Source organism: Streptomyces sp. AV19 (assembly GCF_015999245.1).
Classification (GTDB): Bacteria; Actinomycetota; Actinomycetes; order Streptomycetales; family Streptomycetaceae; genus Streptomyces.
In genome coordinates this window covers 618,486-634,444 of record NZ_JAEAMR010000007.1, presented here as the reverse complement: position 1 = coordinate 634,444, position 15,959 = coordinate 618,486, and the positions used below count along the sequence as shown (strand labels likewise).

The window sequence follows — 15,959 nt, the reverse complement described above, 5'->3', positions numbered from 1 at the left end:
ACGCTGCCCGGTGTCTCGTCGTTCCAGCTGCACTTCGCCGACCATGACATCCTCACGCCGGGCGACGCGCCGAACGTCCTGGTCGCGATGAACCCGGCCGCGCTCAGGGCCAACCTGCCGGACGTGCCGCGCGGCGCGGAGATCATCGTCAACACCGACGAGTTCACCAAACGGCCGATGGCCAAGGTCGGCTACGACACCAGCCCGCTGGAGGACGGCTCGCTGGACGCGTACAACGTCCACCCGGTGCCGCTCACCACGCTGACGGTCGAGGCGCTCAAGGAGTTCGGACTCCCCCGCAAGGAGGCCGAGCGCAGCAAGAACATGTTCGCCCTCGGGCTGCTGTCGTGGATGTACCACCGGCCGACCGGGAACACCGAGGCGTTCCTGCGGAAGAAGTTCGCGAAGAAGCCGCAGATCGCCGAGGCCAACGTGGCCGCCTTCCGGGCCGGCTGGAACTTCGGCGAGACCACCGAGGACTTCGCGGTCTCCTACGAGGTCGCCCCCGCCACCGCCGCGTTCCCGCCCGGGAGTTACCGCAGCATCTCCGGCAACCTCGCCCTGGCGTACGGCCTGATCGCCGCCGCCCGCCAGGCCGACCTGCCGCTCTACCTCGGCTCGTACCCGATCACCCCGGCCTCCGACATCCTCCACGAGCTGTCGAAGCACAAGAACTTCGGCGTACGCACCTTCCAGGCGGAGGACGAGATCGCCGGCATCGGCGCGGCCCTCGGCGCGGCCTTCGGCGGCGCGCTCGCGGTCACCACCACCTCCGGCCCCGGCGTGGCCCTGAAGTCCGAGACGATCGGACTCGCGGTCTCCCTCGAACTGCCGCTGCTCGTCGTGGACATCCAGCGCGGCGGCCCCTCCACCGGCCTGCCCACCAAGACCGAACAGGCCGACCTGCTGCAGGCCATGTACGGGCGCAACGGCGAGGCCCCGGTACCGGTCGTGGCCCCGAAGACACCCGCCGACTGCTTCACCGCCGCGATCGACGCGGCACGCATCGCGCTCACCTACCGGACACCCGTCTTCCTGCTCTCCGACGGCTACCTCGCCAACGGCTCCGAACCCTGGCGCATCCCCGAGCCGGACGAACTCCCCGACCTGCGCGTCCAGTTCGCCACCACACCCAACCACGAACTGGCCGACGGCACCGAGGTCTTCTGGCCCTACAAGCGCGACCCCGAGACGCTGGCCCGGCCCTGGGCCGTCCCCGGCACACCCGGCCTGGAGCACCGCATCGGCGGCATCGAGAAGCAGGACGGCACGGGCAACATCTCCTACGACCCGGCCAACCACGACTTCATGGTCCGCACCCGGCAGGCCAAGACCGACAACATCGCCGTCCCGGACACCGAGGTGGACGACCCGAGCGGCCAGGCCCGCACCCTCGTCCTGGGCTGGGGCTCGACCTACGGGCCCGTCACCGCCGCCGTACGCCGCCTTCGGCGCGGAGGGCTCGAAGGGCGTCGTGCGCGACCCGGCCACCGGTGACCTGGAGGTCGTGGAGGTGACCGAGGAGAACGAGTCGCGCGTCCTCGTCCACGACGCGCACGCGGCGTCCCCCACGACGGCCTTCGCCCTGTCGCGCCTGGCCGACCCGCAGACGCTGCACCGCACGCCGATCGGCGTCCTGCGGAGCGTGGAGCGCCCGGTGTACGACGCGCTGATGTCGGACCAGCTGGAGGCGGCGGTGGAGCAGAAGGGGAAGGGGGACCTGGGGGCGCTGCTGGCGGGCAACGACACGTGGACGGTGGTGGGGTAGCTTTTCCCCTCCCCGCCCCGCCCTTTCACCGTTTCCTCCGGGCTCCGCCCGGGGGGGGCGGTCCGGGGTGCGGCTCTGCGGCGCGGTGAGCGGGGCTTCGCCCCTGCACCCCACCGGGGCTCCGCCCCGGACCCCGTATCGCGGCTCCGCCGCTCGTCCTCAAACGCCGGACGGGCTGAAGCGCGCTCCCGGGCTGGATATCCGGTGCGGGCGATATCCGGTGCGGGCGCGAAATCCAGCCCGTCCGGGGGTTGCCCCTCCGGGGAGCTTGAGGGCGGCGCCCGAAGGGCGCTTCGGGGCGCAGGGGGCGAAGCCCCCGCCCACCGCGCGAAGCGCGGTTCCAAGGGCGCAGGGGCGAAGCCCCCGGTCAACGCGGCGAAGCCGCGTTACGGGGCCGGGGCCTGCCCCGGGGAAACGGTGAAATGGGGGCGCCCCCTCTGGGGGAGGGTCGGGGGCACATCCCACCGAACGGGTGCCCGCCCGGAGGCGTCTGCCGGGCCGCAAGGGAGGCACCCGCTCTCATATGGTCATGGCCGCCGCCCCCGCCGAACCCCTCGTCCGCGAACGCCTCCTCTACCGCGTCAAGCGCGGCCTCCTCGGACCGCCCCTCGTCACCCGGCAGCTCGCCCGCGAGAAGCTGTCCAACCCGATGGCCCTCGGCGTGCTCGCCTCCGACTGCATCTCCTCCACCGCCTACGGCCCGGAGGAAATGCTGATCATCCTGGTGCCCGTCGTCGGCATCGCCGCCTTCGACCTGGCGCCCCTGGTCGCCTGCGCCATCCTCCTCGTCCTCGTCCTCGTGACGCTCTCCTACCGGGACGTCGTCTCCGTCTACACCCGCGCCGGCGGCTCCTACGTCGTGGCCCGCGAGAACTTCGGCCCCCGCGTCGCCCAGGTCGCCTCCGTCGCGCTGCTGATCGACTACATCGTCACCGTCGCCGTCCAGTCCGCCGCCGGCACCGACGCGCTGATCTCCCTCGCGCACCTGGTCGGCGAGGGGTACTACGGGATCGACCACCTCAAGCTGCCCGTCACGGCGGGGGTGGTCGTGGTCCTGACGTACGGGAACCTGCGCGGCATCCGGGAGGCGGGCCGGGCCTTCGCCGCGCCCGCCTACCTCTTCATGCTGGCCATCGCGCTGATCCTGGTCATCGGGCTGGTGCGCGGCCTCAACGGCGGCCTCCCGCACGCCGACGTCCACGCCCGGGGCGCCTATCCGCTCGGCTCCCCCGGACACGGCTGGCTCTACGGCGCCTCGCTGTTCATGGTGCTGCGCTCCTTCGCCAACGGCGGCTCCTCGCTCACCGGCCTGGAGGCGATCTCCAACGGCGTCTCCACCTTCCGCAGCCCGCAGGGGCGCAACGCCCGCCGCACGCTCACCACCATGAGCCTGATCCTGGGTGTGATGGTGCTCGGCGTCTCCGTGCTCGCCCACTTCACCCACGCCATCCCGTACCTGGACGGCAACCCGACCGTCCTCTCCCAGGAGGCCCACCTCGTCTTCGGCGACGGCTGGCCGGGCACGGCCGGGCTGGTCTACGTCCAGCTCGCCACCGCGCTCATCCTCTACACCGGTGCCAACACGCCCTTCACCGGCTTCCCGTTCCTCGCCAGCTTCGTCGCCGAGGACCGCTTCCTGCCCCGCCAGCTGACCCGGCGCGGCCATCGCCTCGCCTTCTCCAACGGCATCATCTGCCTCACCATCATCTCGCTGGCGCTGCTCTTCGTGACCGGCGGCAACGTGGACAAGCTCGTCGCCCTCTACGCCATCGGCGTCTTCACCGGCTTCACCATGGCCGGGGCCGGGATGACCGCCCACCACTGGCGGCGACGCGAGCCGCGCCGCCGGCTGAAGATCGCCGTGAACGCGGCCGCCGCCGTGGTCTCCGCCCTGGTCGTGCTGATCTTCGCGGTCACGAAGTTCACCGAGGGCGCGTGGCTGGTCGTGGTGGTCTTCCCGCTCGGCGTCTGGGCGCTGATCCGCATCAACCGCCAGTACCGGCAGGAGGCCGCGGCCCTGGAGGACGTCCCGGCGTTCACCACCGACCGGCCGCACTGGCGCCGCCACCTGGTGTACGTCCTCGTCGACGCGCTCGACCTGGCCACCGTCAAGGCGCTGCGCTACGCGCACGAACTGCGGCCGGACGAGGTGCGGGCGCTGCACTTCGTGATCGACGAGGAGCGGGCGCGCCGGCTGGTGGCCCGGTGGGACGCCACACCCGGCACGGACGTCCCGCTGGAGCTGGTGGACTGCCCGGACCGGCGGCTGCGGCACGCCGTCATCCAGCTCGCGTCCCGGACGACGGCCGATCCGGCGACGGAGCTGACGCTGCTGATCCCCCGGCGCACCCACTCCAACCCGCTCGGCCGGCTGCTCCACCGCGACACCGGCGACCTGATCGCCCGGGCGCTGGAGCACCTGCCCAACGTGGCGGTGACGATCCTCCCGTTCGACGTCACGGGGGCCGTGGAACGGATGCGCGCGGTGCGGCGGGAGGGGTCCGGCACCCCGCGGGAGGGGTCCGGCACCCCGGATACCGGCGCGTCATGACCGTCATCCGATACGGACATGACACGCCCCCCGGGGCGGCGTTACCTTCGCCGGGTTGCCGTCGCACCACCACCGGGAGGGATCCGTGAAGCCGGACACAGAGCAGGACGAGACACGTGCGGGGTTCCTGTACGGCGTCGTCGCCTATGCGATCTGGGGGCTCTTCCCCCTGTACTGGCCGCTGTTGGAGCCCTCCGGGGCGTTCGAGATCCTCGCCCACCGGATGGTGTGGTCGCTGCTCACGGTCGTCGCCGTGCTCGCCGTGACCCGGCGCTGGGCCTGGATACCCCCGCTGCTGAGGCAGCCGAAGCGGCTCGGGATGATCGCGCTGGGCGCGGCCGCCATCTCGGTCAACTGGGGCATCTACATCTGGGCCGTGAACAGCGGCCATGTCGTCGAGACCTCGCTCGGCTACTTCATCAACCCGCTCGTCGTCATCGCGCTCGGCGTCGTCGTCCTGCGCGAGCGGCTGCGGCCGGCCCAGTGGGCGGCGGTCGGCATCGGCGCGGCGGCGGTGGTCGTGCTCGCGGCCGGCTACGGGAAGCTGCCGTGGATCGCCCTGGGGATCTCGGCGTCCTTCGGCACGTACAGCCTGATCAAGAAGCAGGTGGGCCTGGGCGGGCTGGAGTCGATGGCCGCCGAGACGGCCGTGCAGTTCCTGCCGGCGCTGGGCTTCCTGCTGTTCCTCGGCGGCGGTGGCGGCACGAGCACCTTCACGAGCGCGGGCACGGGGCACATGCTGCTGCTGGTGGCCTCCGGCGCGATCACCGCGCTGCCGCTGGTCTCCTTCGGCATGGCGGCCGTGCGGCTGCCGCTGTCGGTGCTGGGGATGCTCCAGTACCTCGCGCCGATCTTCCAGTTCGCGCTGGGCCTCGCGGTCTTCCACGAGTCGATGCCCACCGAGCGGTGGGCCGGCTTCGCCCTGGTGTGGCTGGCGCTGGCGGTGCTGACGTGGGACGCGATGCGGACGGCGCGGGCGTCGCGGGCGGAGCTGGCCGCGGCACGGGACAAGGCGGTCGCCGAGCGCCCGATATCCGGTAACCGGAGCACGGTGTCCGAAACCCGCTCTTGACGTGTCTTCAAGGGTCCGTTGAACATCATGGGCACGTCAAAAGGAGTTGGGAGCCCCCCATGTTCGTTCTCAACGGACCCACCCTGCCCATCGTCCCCCGAAGACGCCGAGTGGCCGCCGGTGCGGCAGTGGCCACCGCCGTCCTCCTCGGTCTCGCATCGGCCCCCGTGACGGCGGCGCCGTCCACCACGGCGCGGACGGCCGCCGGCGCCCCCGAGATACCCGCGGCCAACGTCAAGGCCCATCTCAACCAGTTGCAGTCCATAGCCACCGCCAACGGCGGCAACCGGGCGCACGGGCGCAGCGGCTACAAGGCGTCCCTCGACTACGTGAAGTCCAAGCTGGACGCGGCCGGTTACACCACCAGCGTCCAGCAGTTCACCACCGGCGGCGCCACCGGCTACAACCTCGTGGCCGACTGGCCCGGCGGCGACGCGAACCACGTCGTCTTCTCCGGCTCGCACCTGGACTCCGTCAGCGCCGGGCCCGGCATCAACGACAACGGGTCCGGCTCCGCCGGCATCCTCGAAGTCGCGCTCGCCGTCGCACGGGAGGGCTACAAGCCCGACAAGCACCTGCGCTTCGCCTGGTGGGGAGCCGAGGAGCTGGGCATGCGCGGCTCCTCGTACTACGTCAACCAGCTTCCCTCCGGCGAGCGTTCGAAGATCGACGCATACCTGAACTTCGACATGATCGGCTCGCCGAACCCCGGCTACTTCGTCTACGACGACGACCCGGCGGTCGAGAAGGTCTTCAAGGACTGGTACGCGGCCAAGGGCATCGCCACCGAGATCGAGACCGAGGGCGACGGCCGCTCCGACCACGCCCCCTTCAAGAACGCGGGCATACGCGTCGGCGGGCTCTTCAGCGGCGCCGACTACACCAAGACCAGCGCCCAGGCCCAGAAGTGGGGCGGCACGGCCGGCCGGGCCTTCGACAGCTGCTACCACCGCTCCTGCGACACGACTTCGAACATCGACGACAAGGCGCTGGGCACGAACAGCTCGGCGATCGCGGGCGCGGTGTGGAACCTGAGCGGCGGCTCGTCGACGACGCCGCCGGGCGGGACGAGCTTCGAGAGCAAGGCGGCCGTGGCGATCCCCGATGCGGGGGCGGCGGTGGAGTCGCCGATCACGGTGAGCGGGCTGACCGGCCGCGCGCCCTCCGCCCTGAAGGCCGGGGTCGACATCAAGCACACCTACCGCGGTGACCTGGTGATCGACCTGGTCGGCCCGAGCGGGCGGGCGTACCGCGTGAAGCCGTCGGACGGCAACGACTCGGCGGCCGATGTCGTGACCACGTACACGGTCGACGCGTCCGCGGAGACGGCGAACGGCGTCTGGAAGCTGCGCGTCCAGGACGTGGCGGCGCAGGATTCCGGGACGGTGGCGGGCTGGAAGCTGACGTTCTAGCGGCCGGGGGGCGGGGTTGGGTGTGCCCCGGCCCCGCCCTTTCACCGTTTCCGCAGGGGCTGCGCCCCTTCGGAACCCCCGTGTGGCGCGGGGCGCGCCGGGCCCGCGCTCCGCGCGGTGTGAGCGGGGGCTTCGCCCCCTGCACCCCCGAAACCGCGCTTCGCGCGGTGGGCGGGGCTCCGCCCCTGCGCCCCGCCGGGGCTCCGCCGCTTCGGGGGTGCAGGGGGCGGAGCCCCCGCCTCACCGCGCGGAGCGCGGCCTCAGGGTGCAGCCCCCGGCCACCGCGCGCAGCGCGGTTCCAGGGGCCCAGGGGGCGAAGCCCCCGGCCAACGCGGCGCAGCCGCGTTACGGGCCCGGGGCGCAGCCCCGAAGAAACGGTGAAAGGGCGGGACTGGGGCACCCCTACGCCGTCACATCCCGCGACGTGAACCTCGCCCACGCCGCCGACCCGAACACCGCCGCGTACAACCCCTGAAGCGCCAGGTTCCGCCACAACTGATCCCAGTACACCGGATCCCGCAACAGATCCGCGAAGCTCAACCAATAATGCGGGAACAAATACGGCTGCACCGCGTGTAGTTGCGGAAACTGGTCGAGGATCTGCACCGTGATCAGCAGACCCACCGTCGTCGCCATCGCCGCGATCCCGCTCCCCGTGAGCGTCGAGACGAACAGCCCCACCGCCGCGACCCCCACCAGCGACGCCGCGACGACACCCGCGATGGCGAGGGCGCGTACCAGCCCCTCCCCGAACGACACGGTCGTGCCGCTGATCAGCGTCACCTCGCCGAGCGGGAAGAGCAACGCCCCGACCAGCAACGCCGACACCGCCACGACCAGCGTCGCCACCACGCAGAACACCATCGTCGTGGCGAACTTCGCCAGCAGCAGCCGCGTCCGCCCCGCCGGGGCGACGAGCAGGTAGCGCAGCGTGCCGGACGCCGCCTCACCCGCGATCGAGTCACCGGCGATCACCCCGATCGCCATGGGGAGGAAGAAGGGCAGGGTCGCCGCGAGGGAGGCGAAGACGAGGAAGAGCCCGTTGTTGGTGACCTGGCTGACGAACGCCGGGCCGTCGCCGCCGTGTTCGCCGAACGAGCCGTCCCCGCTCCCGCCCGTCTCGATCCTCACCGCGACGCCGACCAGCACCGGCACGGCCGCGAGGACGCCGAGCAGCACCAGCGTGCGCCAGCGCCGGAACACGGTGACGACCTCGCTGCGGAAGAGCGACAGCCGCCACGCCACCGGCGCCGGCCGGCGCACCGTCTCAGCCTGCGACATCGAAGCCCTCCCCGGTGAGCGCGACGAACGCGTCCTCCAGCGAGGCGCGTTCCGTCCCGAAGGCGCGGACGCGCACGCCCGCCCGGACGAGGGCGGCGTTGAGGTCCGCGACATCGGCCTGGTCCTGGGCGGGTTCGCCGGTGACGCGGTCGTCAGCGACCACCAGATCGTTCACACCGTGCTCCTTGAGGACGCGGACCGCGTCCGCCGTGTCGGGGGTGGTGACGGCCAGCCGGCCGCGGGTGGAGGCGGCCAGCTCGCCGACGGTGCCCTGGGTGAGCAGCCGGCCCCGGGACATCACCGCCACGTGGGTGCAGACCTGCTCGATCTCGTCGAGGAGGTGGGAGGAGAGGAAGACCGTGGTCCCCTCCGAGGCCAGCGAGCGCACCAGGGTGCGGATCTCGCGCATGCCCTGCGGGTCCAGCCCGTTGGTCGGCTCGTCCAGGACGAGCAGCTCGCGCGGCTGGAGCAGGGCCGCGGCGAGGCCGAGGCGCTGCTTCATGCCCAGCGAGTACGCGCGGGCCTTCTTGCCGGCGGCGCTCGCCAGGCCCACCCGCTCCAGCGCGGCGGCCACCCGGGCGGCCCGGGTGCGCGGGTCGGCGGTGGGGTCGGCCGCGTCGTAGCGCATCAGGTTGTCGCGGCCGGAGAGGAAGCCGTAGAGCGCGGGGCCCTCGATGAGGGCCCCCACCCGGGGCAGCACCCGGGACCCGGCGGCCGGCATCGGCTCGCCGAGCACCCGGGCGAGCCCGGAGGTCGGCTCGATCAGCCCCATGAGCATCCGGATCGTGGTGGTCTTGCCCGACCCGTTGGGGCCGAGGAAGCCGAAGACGCTGCCGCGCGGCACCACGAGGTCGAGCCCCGCCACCGCGAGCTGGCCCCCGCGGTAGCGCTTGGTGAGCCCCCGCGTCTCGATGACCAACCCGGCCCCCTCGTCCATGTGCCCGCGCCTAGTGTGCGGCCGCGTCGGCGGCCTTCACCAGCGCGTCCTTGGTGACGGCGCCGACGTAGACCTTGCCGTCGTCGGTCAGCAGGGCGTTGACCAGGCGGGTGCTGACGATGCGGCCGGAGCCGAAGTCGCCCGAGACCTTGCTGCCGAAGCTGTCCAGCAGGGACGCGGCGTCGGCCGGGCTCTTGTCACCCTTCACGTTGTCGCCCTTCGCTCCGTCGCCCTTCGCGCCGGGCAGCTTGCCCTTGCCGCCGCCGGAGAACTCGGCGATCGAGGACCAGCCCGAACCGATCACCTTCGGCGCGGAGTTGACGCCGGTGCCGGGCGGGGCGACCGGCAGCCGGCCCTTGCCGCGCTCCTCCGCGGCGCCCTCCCGGTGCTCCGTGACCTTGGCGCCCTTCGGCGGGGTGAAGGAGAAGGTGGAGGCCGACGGCTTGTCGAAGGAGACCTTGGTGAAGGCCACGTCCACCACGGCCTTGCCCCCGCCCTTCGGGGCGAGCGTGAACTTCAGCGGCACGCCGTTCTTCGCGTCCACCGCGATGCGCACGGCGCCCACCGTGGTGTCGCCCTGCTTGGGCTTCAGGGTGAGCTGGTAGGCGTCCCGCCCGGCGACCTTCGCCGTGCCGTCCACGGCCACGTCGGTGCTCGAACCGGCGGCCTCCAGGACCGACTTGGCGAGCTCCTGCGGAGAGGCGCTCTCCAGACCGGACTTCTTCTGGTGCTTCTGGTGCTTCTGCTGCTTCGGCGCCTTCGAGTGGTACGCCGTGTTGCTCCCGCTGTCGTACGCCCAGACCTGGTCGCCGTCGCGGACCACGCTGTACTCCGCGGCGCGCTCGACGATCGACACGCGCTGGCGCTCCGGGCCGTCCGCGGCGACGCGCAGGGTGTGCGTGCCGGACGCGAGCTGGGTGAGCTTGTCCTGCGGCGAGGCGCCGCCCTCGCCGCCCTTGGCGTCACCGCCCAGCGACATGCCCGAGGGCAGGGACGGCAGCCCGAGGTCCGTGGTGATCCGCACCGAGCCGGACAGCTGCTGCGTGTCCGACGCGGCGACCTTGGCTATCAGGTCCTGCGCGCTGATCTTCGGCAGATCGGGGTCGCCCGAGCTCGCCAGGGCCGAGCCGATGCCGATGGTCGCCGCGGCGACGCCCGCCACCGCGACGGGCACCGCGTAGCGGACGGCCTTGCGGCGGCCAGGGCCCGAGGGGCCGTTGTCTCCGGACGTCCCGGGGCCCGGGGCGTCCGGTGCCGGCTGGATCCGTGCCATGTGCTTACCTCCGTCGTCTGCGGCGGTCTGTTCACGTCGTGCACTCGCCCACACCTGGGCTCATTGTGGCCCGACCGCGCGGCGGGGGCACCGGAGGGGGCGGGATCGCCTCCCGGCACGACCTTTCCCATTCCACCAAGCCGCGGCGCCCGGGTCATCAGCCAGGGGGATCAACTCCCCCTACCTCTGCGGTATGACGGCCCCTAGGGGGAGACCCTCCCCATGGCCGACCCCCATGGCCGACGGGACGTCAGCCGGCCCGGTGGCAGACCGCGTCGCAGAGCTCCTCCAGCGCGGCCTTGGCCGGGCAGCCGGGCAGCGGCGCCAGCGTCGCGCGGGCCTCCTGCGCGTAGCGGACGGTGTCCCGGCGGGCGCGCTCCAGGGCCGGGTGGACGCGCAGCCGGCGGAGCACCTCGGCGAGCCGGCCGTCGTCGGAGAGGTCGCCCTCGAGCAGCTCGCACAGCTCGACGTCCTCCGGCGCGCCGGTCGCCGCGGCGCTCGCGCGCAGGTGGAGCACCGGCAGCGTGGGGACGCCCTCGCGCAGGTCGGTGCCCGGGGTCTTGCCGGACTCGTGGGAGTCGCTGGCGATGTCCAGGACGTCATCCGCGAGCTGGAAGGCGGTGCCGAGCCGCTCACCGTAATGGGTGAGGATCTCGACGACGCGCTCGTCCGCGCCGGACATCATCGCGCCGTAGCGGCCGGCGACGGCGATCAGCGAGCCGGTCTTGCCGGCGATGACGTCCAGGTAGTGCTCGACGGGGTCGCGCCCGTCGCGCGGGCCCGCCGTCTCCAGGATCTGGCCGGTGACCAGGCGCTCGAACGCCTCGGCCTGGATGCGGACGGCCTCCGGCCCGAGGTCGGCGAGGATCTGCGAGGCCCGGGAGAAGAGGAAGTCGCCGGTGAGGACGGCCACGGAGTTGCCCCAGCGGGCGTTGGCGCTGGCCGCGCCCCGGCGGATGTCCGCCTCGTCCATGACGTCGTCGTGGTAGAGCGTGGCCAGGTGGGTGAGCTCGACGACCACGGCCGAGGGCACCACCCCGGGCGCGTACGGGTCGCCGAACTGGGCGGCGAGCGTCACCAGCAGCGGCCTGAACCGCTTGCCCCCGGCGCGGACGAGGTGCTGCGCGGCCTCGGTGATGAAGGGCACACCGCTCTTGGTGGCCTCCAGAAGGCCTTCCTCGACAGCGGCCAACCCTGCCTGGACGTCGGCTTCAAGAGCCTGGTCCCGCACGCTCAGCCCGAAGGGCCCGACGACGGTCACGAGGGGTACTCCTGTCTGCCTGCGATCACGGGGATTGTCGATGTGTCGCTGTCCTCACCAAAAGTCAGCGTATCCGGTCGGTTCTGGATCATCGTGGCCGCCTGCCCGAACGACGACCCGTCACCGACCCTCCCCGGGACCTCCGCGTGTGCCCCGGGCCCTCCCCCGGCAGGGGAGAGACCGGGGCACACCGGACGGCCGCACCCCCCTCAGACCGCCGCCACGGCCCGCGCCAGCCGCGGCGAGGCGTACTCCGTGCCGCACACGAACCGCATCACCGGGCCGAAGCTCGCCGCCGCCGGCAGGCCGGTGAAGAACAGCCCGGGCACCGAGGAGCGGTAGCCCGCCCCCAGCCGCGGGCCGCCGGCCCCGGTGGCGAGCCGGGCGCGCACGCTGTCGCCGAGGAAGTCGAGCGCGGCCACATCCACCCGGTAGCCGGTCGCCGCGATGACGTGGTCGGCGGTGAGCTCGGTCTCGCCCCCGGCATCGGCCAGGGTCAGCACCGGGCGGCCCTCGGCGACCCGCGCCCGGACGATCCGCTTGCCCTCGGTGACGCGCACCCGGCCCACGAAGCGCTCGCGCAGCCACCAGGCGCCGAGCGGCCCGAGCACCCGGCGCACCAGGTACTCCCGCAGCTGCGGGGGCAGTCGGCGGAAGCCGTCCGCGTGGTACGAGAAGGCGTACAGCGACCAGGCCCGGCCGAACGGCGTGTCCGGTTTGAGCGGCGATTGCCCGTCCGGCGCGGCCCCGAACCGCACCGCGCCCCGCCGCCGCGCGACCACCCGCACCGACGCGGCGCCCGCCTCGGCCAGCAGCACGGCGCTCTCCAGCGCCGACTGCCCGGCGCCGACGACGACCACGTCGCGCCCGGCGAAGCCGGACAGGTCGTGGTGGTGCGAGCTGTGCGAGAACGGCCCGCCGGCCACCGGCCCGTCCGGCACCGCCGCGGTCAGCTCGGCGGGCACCCGGGCCAGCCCGCTCAGCCCGGTGGCCACGACCACCGCGCGGGCGGCGAACTGCTCGCCGGAGTCCAGCTTCAGCTCGAAGCCGGGCCGGCCCGGCCGCCGCTCGACGGACTTCACCCGCACCTGTTCGAGGTGGGGCACCAGCCGCCGCTGGAACCACAGCCCGTAGCCCGCGAACGTCCCGACCGGGATGACGTCCCAGTCCGACTCGTACCGCCGCTCCCCCGTGTCCACGCAGTAGTCGAGCAGGGTGTGCCCCGGCTGGGGCGCGTCGATGTTCGAGGCCACCGGGGTGGACTTGAGCAGCATCCCCGCGGGCATCTGCTCGCGCCAGCTCACCATCGGCGAGCCGAAGACACGGGTCGGAACGCCGCGCGCCTTCAGATGGGCCGCCGTCGACAGGCCGTACGGCCCGGCCCCGATCACTGCTACCGGAAGTGTCACGTGTCCCCTCCCAGGGCGTTGCCCGGCCCGCCTGGCCGGTCTGCTGCGTCACGTGGAGTGCGGGGGCCTGAGCCGTCCGGACGGGCCCGCGGGCACCCCGCGGGCGGCCCGGCCCCCGGCCACCGGGACTACTCGGCGCCGGCGGCCGCCGCGGCGGAGCGGCGCCGGGAGCGCCACATCTGCCACAGGTGCCGCACGCCCGGCCGGACGAGCCGGGCGCACATGGTGAAGAAGGGTTTTATGTCGTCACGGGCGGCCCAGGCCAGCTCGGTGCCGGCCGCCCGGGCGGGGGCGTGCGGGGTGGTGTAGCCGCTGCGCCGGTACGCGGCGAGGGCGGGCAGGTCGATGTTCTCCACGACGAACCGGCGCCCGGTCAGCTGTTCGCCCTCGGGCACCCGGCGGCCGGTGAGGTCCAGGTGCTGCGCCCGGACGACGTCGATGCCGGCCTCGTTCTCGAACATGCGGAACTGGGCGCCCATCCGGGGGTTGAAGTCCAGCAGCTTGTACCGTCCGTCGCGCCGGTCGAACCGCCAGTCCAGGTCGATGATCCCGCTGAAGCCGATCTCCTTGATGAACTGGGCCGCCATGGCCGCCAGTTCGGGATTGTCGACGATGTAGGCGTTGGCCGTCATACCCGCGTGCGGCGGCCAGGAGCGCACCTTCACCCCGGTGAACAGGGCCTGCGGCGCGCTGTCCGCGTCGAAGTAGGCGTGGACGATCCAGTCCTCGGCCTCCTCGCGGGGCAGGTACTCCTGGAGGATCACTCCCGGGCACGGGCCCCAGTCCCGCGCCAGCTCCAGCAGTTGGCGCGCGTCGGCGATGCGGGTGGTGCCGGACACCGCGGGGCGGCGGCGGCGCTCGAACGCCTCGCGGTTCTTCGCCACCAGCGGGAACGCCGCCGTTCCCGCGAACTTCTCGATCTCCTCGTACGAGGCGGGGAACAGGGTGGCCGGCGCCGGCACCCCGTGCTCCACACAGAGCTCGTGGAGCCCCTGCTTGCTCGCGAGTCTCCTGGGCAACTCCCGCTCCACGGGCGGGAAAAGGAAGGGACCCGCCAGCACGTCGGCGTGCTCGGCGACGAGCACGGCCGCCTCCTCGTCCGTGGGCAGCAGAACGGCCGGCCGGCCGATCCTCTCGCCGATCCGCAACAGCCCCGCCACCAGCTCCTCGGCCCGCTCCGTGCCGGTCGTCGGCCAGACGAAACCGGCGGTCAGATAGCGCGAGGCGGCGGCCGGCGTCCAGCGGTCCTCGGTGATGGCGTACATGGGCACGCCGAGTCTGCCGAGACTCCGGATGGCGCCGACGCCGCCGTGGTGCAGGGGATAGTTGCCGAATTTCACGATCAATCCGGGCACTGACCGGTCCGCCGTTACGGACGCGCTCCTGCTCGCCACCAGCTCCCCCCTCGGCCACCCCGCCTCAGCGGCCCCCCACTGTGTGTGACCCGACTTAGGACGCTACTTCGGAATCGAGGGCTCCAGCAAGGAGTTACCGGACATTGCCCTACCTTTTCCCGCGGTTGGAACGCTGGTGGGAACGCCGCTCGAACATCTCTTGCCCGTCGGCCGTCAACACGTACTGTGTGACCAGTTCCGAGTCTCCGAGCGGAGAAGGCGAGGCCGCGACACCCATGCCCCAGCACAGCCCCGACGCGATCCCCGAGGGCGACCCCTTCGGGCCGGACGCGCTCCCCTACGGCGTCTTCACCACCCCCGGCGCCCCCGACCACCCCCGGATCGGCGTGCGCCACGGCGCGTTCGTCCTCGACGTGGCGGCGGCCGCGGCCGAACACGGGTCCGCGTACGCCGATCTGCTGGACCAGCCGGTCCTCAACCCGCTGATGGCCGCGGGCCGCCCGGTCTGGGAGGCCGTCCGCGCCGAGATCCGCGGCCGGCTCGACGCGGGCGTGCTGCCGGGCGGGTACGCCCATCCGCTGGACGAAGTGACGCTCCACCTCCCGTTCGAGGTCGCGGACTACGTCGACTTCTACGCGAGCGAGCACCACGCGACCAACGTGGGCCGGATCTTCCGGCCGGACGGCGAGCCGCTGACCCCCAACTGGAAGCACCTGCCCATCGGTTACCACGGGCGCGCCGGGACGGTCGTGGTCTCCGGCACGGACGTCGTGCGGCCCCGGGGGCAGCGCAAGGCGCCCTCCGACGCGGCGCCGTCCTTCGGGCCGTCGCAACGCCTCGACATCGAGGCGGAGGTCGGCTTCGTCGTCGGCACGCCCGCGGCGGGCCCGGTCCCCCTCGAGTCCTTCCGCGACCACGTGTTCGGCGTCTGCCTCGTCAACGACTGGTCCGCGCGCGACATCCAGGCGTGGGAGTACGTCCCGCTCGGCCCCTTCCTGGGCAAGTCCTTCGCGACGTCGGTCTCCGCGTGGATCACGCCGCTCGAGGCGCTCGACGCGGCGCGCACGGCGCCGCCGGCGCGGACGTATCCGCTGCTGCCCTACCTCGACGACTCGGCCGCGCCCGAGCCGGGCGGTCTCGACCTCCGCCTGGAGGTCCGCGTCAACGGCGAGGTCGTCTCACGGCCGCCGTTCTCGTCCATGTACTGGACGGCGGCGCAACAGCTCACCCATATGACGGTCAACGGCGCCTCGTTGAGGACGGGCGACTTCTTCGCCTCGGGGACGGTCAGTGGCCCGGAGCCGGACCAGCTGGGCTGCCTGCTGGAGCTGACGGCCGGGAAGGGGCCTTGGCTGGCGGACGGCGACGAGGTCGTCATCACGGCGTGGGCACCGGGCCCGGGCGGGACCCGGATCGGCCTCGGCGAGGTCGCGGGCCGCGTGCGCCCGGCGATCGCGTAGGGAGTTCGCCCCAGCCCCGCCCTTTCACCGTTTCTCGCGCGCTCCGCGCGAACCGCCCTTCGGGCGGTGTCCTCAAAAGCCCGGCCGGGGGGGGGGGGGGGGGCGCGCCCCCCCCCCCCCGGGGGGGGGGGGGGCCCCCCCCCCCCGCCGGGGGGGGGGGGGGGGGGGGGGGCCCCCCCC

Annotated in this window: 10 protein-coding genes and 2 pseudogenes; 6 read left to right on the top strand and 6 right to left on the bottom strand. The window is 73.0% G+C overall.

Annotated elements, in window-relative coordinates; genetic code table 11:
• The 5 genes and pseudogenes from I5Q34_RS12475 to I5Q34_RS12455 form a co-directional block, all read left to right on the top strand.
• A pseudogene (locus I5Q34_RS12475) lies at positions 1-1,461 on the top strand (2-oxoacid:acceptor oxidoreductase subunit alpha); the annotation flags it as partial.
• Positions 1,448-1,768 (top strand): annotated as a pseudogene (locus tag I5Q34_RS12470) (2-oxoacid:ferredoxin oxidoreductase subunit beta); the annotation flags it as partial. The pseudogenes I5Q34_RS12475 and I5Q34_RS12470, both read left to right, overlap by 14 nt.
• Positions 1,769-2,297: 529 nt before the next feature.
• Entirely contained in the window at positions 2,298-4,319 is a 2,022-nt protein-coding gene (locus I5Q34_RS12465) for an APC family permease (protein ID WP_374193003.1), read from the top strand.
• Positions 4,320-4,404: 85 nt separating this feature from the next.
• On the top strand, positions 4,405-5,391 hold the full coding sequence (gene rarD / locus I5Q34_RS12460; RefSeq protein WP_199892259.1) for an EamA family transporter RarD: 987 nt from the start codon (positions 4,405-4,407) through the stop codon (positions 5,389-5,391).
• 59 nt (positions 5,392-5,450) lie between these two features.
• The gene (locus tag I5Q34_RS12455) at positions 5,451-6,803 is read left to right on the top strand and encodes a M20/M25/M40 family metallo-hydrolase (RefSeq protein ID WP_199892258.1); all 1,353 of its coding nucleotides are present in this window, start codon (positions 5,451-5,453) and stop codon (positions 6,801-6,803) included.
• Positions 6,804-7,205: 402 nt separating this feature from the next.
• Here the strand turns inward: I5Q34_RS12455 and I5Q34_RS12450 are convergent, their stop codons facing one another.
• The 6 genes from I5Q34_RS12450 to I5Q34_RS12425 form a co-directional block, all read right to left on the bottom strand.
• Positions 7,206-8,084, bottom strand: a complete 879-nt coding sequence (locus I5Q34_RS12450; RefSeq protein ID WP_199892257.1) for an ABC transporter permease — start codon at positions 8,082-8,084, stop codon at positions 7,206-7,208.
• Positions 8,071-9,021: an ABC transporter ATP-binding protein gene (locus I5Q34_RS12445; RefSeq protein WP_199892256.1), complete on the bottom strand. Its 951-nt coding sequence runs from the start codon at positions 9,019-9,021 to the stop codon at positions 8,071-8,073. Before I5Q34_RS12445 ends, I5Q34_RS12450 begins: the two co-directional genes overlap by 14 nt.
• A gap of 10 nt (positions 9,022-9,031) precedes the next feature.
• A complete protein-coding gene (locus I5Q34_RS12440) occupies positions 9,032-10,294 on the bottom strand; it encodes a sigma-E factor regulatory protein RseB domain-containing protein (protein WP_199892255.1) in 1,263 nt (420 codons plus the stop codon).
• A 250-nt stretch (positions 10,295-10,544) separates the two neighbouring features.
• A complete protein-coding gene (locus tag I5Q34_RS12435; RefSeq protein ID WP_199892254.1) occupies positions 10,545-11,555 on the bottom strand; it encodes a polyprenyl synthetase family protein in 1,011 nt (336 codons plus the stop codon).
• Positions 11,556-11,764: 209 nt separating this feature from the next.
• Complete coding sequence (locus I5Q34_RS12430) at positions 11,765-12,964, bottom strand: NAD(P)-binding domain-containing protein (protein ID WP_199892253.1); 1,200 nt, start codon at positions 12,962-12,964, stop codon at positions 11,765-11,767.
• A gap of 128 nt (positions 12,965-13,092) precedes the next feature.
• On the bottom strand, positions 13,093-14,358 hold the full coding sequence (locus tag I5Q34_RS12425) for an ATP-grasp domain-containing protein (protein WP_199892252.1): 1,266 nt from the start codon (positions 14,356-14,358) through the stop codon (positions 13,093-13,095).
• A gap of 236 nt (positions 14,359-14,594) precedes the next feature.
• Between I5Q34_RS12425 and fahA the strand changes: the two genes are divergently transcribed.
• Positions 14,595-15,779: a fumarylacetoacetase gene (gene fahA, locus I5Q34_RS12420; RefSeq protein WP_199892251.1), complete on the top strand. Its 1,185-nt coding sequence runs from the start codon at positions 14,595-14,597 to the stop codon at positions 15,777-15,779.
• The last annotated feature ends 180 nt before the right edge of the window (positions 15,780-15,959 follow it).